Origin of the sequence: Mesorhizobium sp. M7A.F.Ca.CA.002.04.1.1, from assembly GCF_004022805.1 — a bacterium.
GTDB lineage: Bacteria > Pseudomonadota > Alphaproteobacteria > Rhizobiales > Rhizobiaceae > Mesorhizobium > Mesorhizobium ciceri.
On sequence record NZ_RZPL01000272.1, the window covers coordinates 1 to 6,797 of the forward strand.

The 6,797-nt window shown below is 63.6% G+C and carries 5 protein-coding genes and 1 pseudogene; 2 read left to right on the forward strand and 4 right to left on the reverse strand.

What is annotated here, in order from left to right; all coding sequences use genetic code 11:
* Positions 1 to 962, reverse strand: a pseudogene (locus ENZ75_RS15890) (hypothetical protein); the annotation flags it as partial.
* A 74-nt stretch (positions 963 to 1,036) separates the two neighbouring features.
* Positions 1,037 to 2,335, reverse strand: a complete 1,299-nt coding sequence (locus tag ENZ75_RS15895) for an adenylosuccinate synthase (protein ID WP_063169195.1) — start codon at positions 2,333 to 2,335, stop codon at positions 1,037 to 1,039.
* Between the two features lie 208 nt (positions 2,336 to 2,543).
* Here ENZ75_RS15895 and ENZ75_RS15900 point away from each other — a divergent pair, with 208 nt between their 5' ends.
* Both ENZ75_RS15900 and ENZ75_RS15905 read left to right on the forward strand, forming a co-directional pair.
* The gene (locus tag ENZ75_RS15900) at positions 2,544 to 3,449 is read left to right on the forward strand and encodes a DMT family transporter (RefSeq protein ID WP_063169196.1); all 906 of its coding nucleotides are present in this window, start codon (positions 2,544 to 2,546) and stop codon (positions 3,447 to 3,449) included.
* Between the two features lie 152 nt (positions 3,450 to 3,601).
* Complete coding sequence (locus tag ENZ75_RS15905) at positions 3,602 to 4,066, forward strand: DUF2231 domain-containing protein (RefSeq protein ID WP_013529160.1); 465 nt, start codon at positions 3,602 to 3,604, stop codon at positions 4,064 to 4,066.
* A 57-nt stretch (positions 4,067 to 4,123) separates the two neighbouring features.
* On the opposite strand, the gene serA is transcribed toward ENZ75_RS15905, so the two are convergent.
* Both serA and ENZ75_RS15915 read right to left on the reverse strand, forming a co-directional pair.
* Positions 4,124 to 5,725 carry a phosphoglycerate dehydrogenase gene (gene serA, locus ENZ75_RS15910; RefSeq protein ID WP_128278175.1) on the reverse strand — a complete coding sequence of 534 codons (1,602 nt, stop codon included), beginning with the start codon at positions 5,723 to 5,725 and terminating at the stop codon, positions 4,124 to 4,126.
* A 67-nt stretch (positions 5,726 to 5,792) separates the two neighbouring features.
* Positions 5,793 to 6,797 (reverse strand): phosphoserine transaminase (locus tag ENZ75_RS15915; RefSeq protein WP_128278176.1); only part of this gene is annotated, 1,005 nt, incomplete at its 5' end.

A 6,797-nucleotide genomic window follows, 5' to 3' on the forward strand; every position in this document is an offset into this window, starting at 1 on the left:
GGCGTAGTCGCGGCAGGCGTACCGGCGGCCGGTGCGGAAATCGCCGGTGCGTTCGGGGCCGAGGGCGGGGTGGTCAGCGCCGCGACCGATTCGCCTTCGCCGATGCCGCTTTGGCCACCGGCCGGACCCGGGTCGACTTCACCACCCTGCGGTGTCAGCCGCTGGGTGAATTTCGTGCTTTCGGCTTCCGTGCCGCCAGCCGCGGGCGCCGGCGGCGCTGCCGCGGCATCGGTTGCCGGCTTGGCCGGCGCTGGCTTCACGGGTTCGGTTTTCGCTACCTGATTGCCGCCAAGCCCCAGCATCTTGCCGAAGGCGTCCTTGTTCAGCCAGATGCCGTAGCCGCCGCCGGCAACGACCAGCAGTGCGAAGACGGCCGCGATCAGCCCGCCATAGCTGCGCTTGCGCTCGGCGGGACGCAGGCGCTGGAAGGTATCCGGTACCGGCTCTTCATTGTCTTCGTTGCTGGAAAAGACATCGGCCTCGTCGTCCGCCTCCTCGGCGTTCATGCCTGGAAGAGGCGTGTCGGCGCGAGCCGGCTGGGCAGGCGCCGGCGTCGACCTTTGCCAGCTTGGCTCGACCTTGGCGGCAGGCGGCGGCGCGGGTTGATAGGGCTCGGGCTTGGCGACGGGCGGTGCCGGCCAGGCCGATTCCGCCTTCGCCGGCTGCCTCGTATGGCTTGGCTGGTTCTTGTTGCGATCGATCGACGAAAAGATGTGTTCCAGCTCCGCGAGCGGGTCGGTCTCCGGCACGCTCTTGGCATAATCGCGCTCGACGCTTGTAATGGCGTCTTCCAGCGAACGCATCTGCGTGGCTATGGCTTCGGGAGCCCACGGCGGCGAACGTTCACCAAGCTTCTTCGCTAGCATGGTGCGAACGCTGGCATAGATGCGCGTACGCTTTTCCGGCGTCTCGTCGCCATGCTTGTCGAGCGCGTTTTTCAGAATAGCAACGAAATCTGCCATGCTTCAGTCGACCTGTATTTTGCTTCCGCGTCGGCCCCCGCAAATCAGCCGCGATGCCCGGAAAGGCTCAGAAACTAGTCTTGAAACGGATCGGTCACAAGTATCGTGTCGTCGCGTTCCGGGCTGGTGGAAAGGAGCGCGACCGGTGCGCCGATGAGCTCCTCGATGTAGCGGACATACTTGACCGCCTGGGCCGGCAGATCATTCCAGCTGCGCGCGCCGGCAGTGGTGCCTTTCCAGCCCTCGAGCGTCTCGTAGACCGGTTCGACACGTGCCTGCGCGCCCTGGCTGGCCGGCAGATAATCGATCATCTCGCCGTCGAGACGGTAACCGGTGCAGACCTTGATCTCGTCCAGCCCGTCAAGCACGTCGAGCTTGGTCAGCGCGATGCCCTTGATGCCGTTGACCGCGACGGCCTGGCGCACCAGCACCGCGTCGAACCAGCCGCAGCGGCGCTTGCGACCGGTGACGACGCCGAATTCATGGCCGCGCGTGCCGAGGAATTCGCCGACCTCGTTCTTCTGCTCGGTCGGGAACGGACCCTCGCCGACGCGTGTCGTATAGGCCTTGGTGATGCCGAGCACATAGCCGATGGCGCCCGGGCCAACGCCGGAGCCGGCGGCAGCCTGTCCGGCAACCGTGTTCGACGAGGTCACGAACGGATAGGTGCCGTGGTCGATATCGAGCAGTGTGCCCTGCGCGCCCTCGAACAGGATGCGCTCGCCAGCCCGGCGCTTGTCGTCGAGGATCTTCCAGACCCGGTCCATATAGGGCAGGATGTCGTCGGCGACCGAGGTTAGTTCCTGCATGATCGTGTCATGCGTGACTTCCGCATGACCAAGCCCGCGACGCAGCGCATTGTGGTGCGTCAGCAGCCTGTCGATTTTCAAGGGCAGTGTTTCCAAATCCGCCAAATCCATCACCCTGACCGCGCGCCGGCCCACCTTGTCCTCATAGGCGGGGCCGATGCCGCGACGGGTCGTGCCAATCTTCGTCCCGGAATTGGATGCGGCGTCCTCACGAAATCCGTCCAGCTCTCGATGCAGGGACAGGATAAGCGCTGTGTTTTCGGCTATTTTCAGGCGATCCGGCGCTACTTCGACACCTTGCGCCTTGAGTTTTGCCACCTCGGCGACGAAAGCGTGCGGGTCGAACACGACGCCATTGCCGATGATGGACAGCTTGCCGTGGCGCACGACGCCCGACGGAAGCAACGACAGCTTGTAGACCTTGCCGTCGACGACCAGCGTATGGCCGGCATTGTGGCCGCCCTGGAAACGCACCACGACATCGGCGCGCTCCGACAGCCAGTCGACGATCTTGCCCTTGCCTTCGTCACCCCACTGCGAGCCGACGACCACCACATTGGCCATGTTTCTTTTCCCTTGAGACGCCGCCAAGCGGCTTGAATATGGTTCGAAACGACAGGCCTCTATAACGTCAAGACCTCGCGAGCGCGACCTTTCTTTGCCGTCGAAAATGCCCTGAGGCACAACAATTTTCGGCTTTGACATCATTTACTTGGGCGAGCGAGGGCAATAGGCCGGCAAACACCGCAGCTCCGGCGACTGGAATCCCGCGATGCATCGAAGCGCCTACATATTCCTGCTGCTCACCACCTTGCTTTGGGGTGGAAATTCGGTGGCCGGCAAGCTGGCGGTCGATCACGTCTCGCCGATGACGCTGGTCTTCCTGCGCTGGGTGCTGGCCGTGGCGATCATGCTGCCCATCGGCTGGAAGACCATCCAGAAGGACTGGCCGGTAGTCCGCAAGCACTGGTTCGTGCTGGTCGCCCTCGGCGCCAGCGGCTTCACCCTGTTCAACACCATCTTCTACACGGCGCTCAACTACACGACAGCGATCAATGTCTCGATCGAACAGGCGGCGATGCCGATCCTGATCATGACTGCCAATTTCGTCTTCTTCCGCCTGCGCGTGAACTGGGCGCAGATTGTCGGCGTCGTGCTGACCGTCGCCGGCGTGATCCTCACCGCCTGCCATGGCGACCCGCGCCGGCTGTTGACGCTGGAACTCAATTTCGGTGACGCCATCATGCTGGTCGCAGTCTTTCTCTACAGCGGCTATTCGGTGGGGTTGCGGCTGAAGCCGGTGATGCACTGGCAGAGCCTGATGCTGGCCCTGTCGGTTTCGGCACTCGTCACCTCGTTGCCGTTCTTCCTGTGGGAGGTCCTCGCCGGCAAGGTCATCATGCCCGACGCGCGCGGCTGGACCGTCATCGTCTATACGGCGATCGGCGCATCGGTCGTTTCGCAGATCTTCTACATCAGGGGCAACGAGCTGATCGGCGCCAACCGCGCCGGCCTGTTCATCAATCTGGTGCCGATCTTCGGCACGCTGCTGTCGGTGCTGATCGTCGGCGAGACGTTCCAGCTCTATCAGGCGCTGGCCTTGGTGCTCGTGCTGGGCGGCATCGGGCTTGCCGAATACAGCGGGCGCAAGATGGCGGTGGCGGACCACCGCGGATGACATTTGGCGGCTGACGCCCTCCGCCGTCGCGGTAATCACGCGAACGGCCTGGACTTCGCCAATGGCGCGGAAACAGCGGCATGAATCCTGCCGCGTCCCCTACTTGGAACATTTCACCTCCAGCGGAGTTTGAACGCCAGGGAGGCGACATGATGAGCCACAACCCTCGCAGCACGGCAAGCATTGCTGGTCACCCTATCCACCCGATGCTGATTCCGTTTCCGATTGCCTTTTTTGTCGGCACCTTCGTTTGCGACCTTATCTTCTGGCGAACAGCCGATCCTGGATGGGTCACCGGGTCGCTTTGGCTTCTCGGCGCAGGCCTGATCATGGCTGCCCTGGCTGCGCTTGCTGGCTTGACGGATGTTCTCGGCGATGTGCAGGTCCGCAATCTCACGACGGCATGGCTCCATGCCGGCGGCAATGTACTCGTCGTGTTGATCGAGCTTTACAACTGGTACTCGCGGTATGCCGGCGGAGCGGCGGCCGTGATGCCAACCGGCATCGTCCTATCGCTGATCGTGGTTCTCATCTTGCTGTTTACGGGCTGGAAGGGCTGGGAACTGGTCTACCGACATCGCGTGGGTGTCTCCGATGGCTCGGACGAGTTGACATGAACCGGCCGCCGCGGCGGCCGGCGTCAACGAGGTGGGTCGGCGACCGCCTGTCCTCAATCACATCGCGTTGACGTCGAACTGCAGCCGCTTGGCCGAGTCGATCGACTTGTGCGCCTTGACCTTTTCCAGCACGGCTTCCGGGAACGGCGCGTCGAGATAGAGCAGCGCTATGGCATCGCCGCCCGGCCGGTTGCGGCCGAGCTGGAAGTTGGCGATGTTGACGCCATTCTCGCCGCAGACGGTGCCGAGCAGGCCGATGATGCCCGGCGCGTCCGCATTGGTGGTGTAGAGCATGTGCTGGCCGACCTCGGCATCGAGGTTGATGCCCTTGATCTGGATGAAGCGTGGCTTGCCATCCGAGAAGCATGTGCCGGCGATCGAGCGCGTCATGTGCTCGGTCTTCACCGTCAGCTTGATATAGCCGTCGAACACGCCCGACTTGTCGCGCTTGACCTCGGCCACGATGATGCCGCGCTCCTTCACCATGATCGGCGCCGACACCATGTTGACGTCCGAGACCTGAGGCCGGATCAGCCCGGCGAGTGCTGCACTGATCAGCGCGCGCGTGTTCATCGTCGCGGTCGAGCCGTCGAACAGGATCTCCACCTCCTTGATCGGATCCTCGGTGACCTGGCCGACAAAGGCGCCGAGCACCTCGGCGAGCTTGACGAACGGCTTCAGCCGCGGCGCCTCCTCGGCGGTGATCGACGGCATGTTGATGGCGTTGGAGACGGCGCCCTTGATCAGATAGTCGGCCATCTGCTCGGCAACCTGCAGCGCGACATTCTCCTGGGCCTCCGTCGTCGAGGCGCCGAGATGCGGCGTCGCCACCACATTCTCCATGCCGAACAGTTCGTTGTTCTCGGCCGGTTCGACCTCGAAGACGTCGACGCCAGCGCCGGCCACCTTGCCACTCTTCAGCGCTGCGACCAGATCGGCCTCGACGATCAGACCGCCGCGTGCGCAATTGATGATGCGCACGCCCTTCTTCATCTTGGCGATCGCCGCGGCATCGATGATGTTGCGCGTCTTGTCGGTCAGCGGCGTGTGCAGGGTGATGAAATCGGCGCGGGCGAACAGCTCGTCGAGCTCGACCTTGTCGACGCCAAGCTCCTCGGCACGGCTGTCCGACAGGAACGGATCGAAGGCGATGACGTGCATCTTGAGGCCAACGCCGCGCGTCGCGACGATCGAACCGATGTTGACGCAGCCGATGACGCCCAGCGTCTTGCCGGTGATCTCGACGCCCATGAAGCGGTTCGTTTCCCATTTGCCGGCATGGGTCGAGGCGTTGGCTTCAGGGATCTGGCGCGCCAGCGCAAAGATCATCGCCACCGCATGTTCGGCTGTGGTGATCGAGTTGCCGAAGGGCGTGTTCATCACGATGATGCCCTTGCGGCTTGCCGCCGGGATATCGACATTGTCGACGCCGATGCCGGCGCGGCCGATGACTTTGAGATTGGTAGCGGCGTTGATCAGCTTTTCGGTGACCTTGGTCGCCGAGCGGATGGCGAGGCCATCATACTGGCCGATCACTTCGGCGAGCTTATCCTTGTCCTTGCCGAGATCGGGCAGATAGTCGACCTCGACGCCACGATCCTTGAAGATTTGCACGGCGGTGGGGGAGAGTTTGTCTGAGACGAGAACGCGGGGCGCCATGGCGGCCTCCTTGAAATGGATTTGATCCTGATGGGAGTGGGCGGCCCGAAGGCCGCCGCGAATGATCTCAGGCCGCCGCTTTGAGCGACGCCTTCTGTGCGGCGAATGCCCAGTCGAGCCAGGGCAGCAACGCTTCGAGATCCGACGTCTCGACCGTCGCGCCGCACCAGATGCGCAGGCCGGGCGGTGCGTCGCGATAGGCACCGATATCATAGGCGACGCCTTCCTTGTCGAGCACCGACACCAGCCCCTTGGCGAAGGCCGCCTGCCCGTCGGCGTCGAGCGCGGACACGTCCGGATCGGTGAAGGACAGGCAGACGGACGTGTTCGACCGTGTCGCCGGCTGGACGGCGAGATGACCGAGCCAGGAGGACTTGCCGACAAAGCGATCGAGGACGGCCGCATTGGCATCCGCCCTGGCGATCAGCGCGTCGAGGCCGCCGGTCGACTTCGCCCAGTTGAGCGCATCGAGGTAATCCTCGACGCACAGCATCGAGGGCGTGTTGATGGTCTCGCCCTTGAAGATGCCTTCGATCAGCTTGCCGCCTGAGGTCAGGCGGAAAATTTTCGGCAGCGGCCATGAGGGCTTGTAGGTTTCCAGCCGCTCGACAGCGCGAGGCGACAGGATCAGCATGCCGTGAGCGCCCTCGCCGCCCAGCACCTTCTGCCAGGAGAAAGTGACGACATCGAGTTTTTCGAAGTCGAGCCTCTGCGCGAATGCGGCGGAAGTCGCATCGCAGACGGTCAGGCCCTTGCGGTCCGCGGGAATGAAATCGCCGTTCGGCACGCGAACGCCCGACGTGGTGCCGTTCCAGGTGAACACCACATCGCGGTCGAAATCGATCTTGGTGAGATCAGGCAGCTCGCCGTAGCCGGCTTCGATCTTGCGCACGTCGGCGAGCTTCAATTGCTTGACCACGTCGGTGACCCAGCCGGAGCCAAAGCTCTCCCAGGCGACCATGTCGACGCCGCGCTCGCCGAGCAGCGACCACAGCGCCATCTCGACCGCACCGGTGTCCGACGCCGGCACGATGCCGATGCGGTAACCCGCCGGGACCTGGAGAATCTCCCG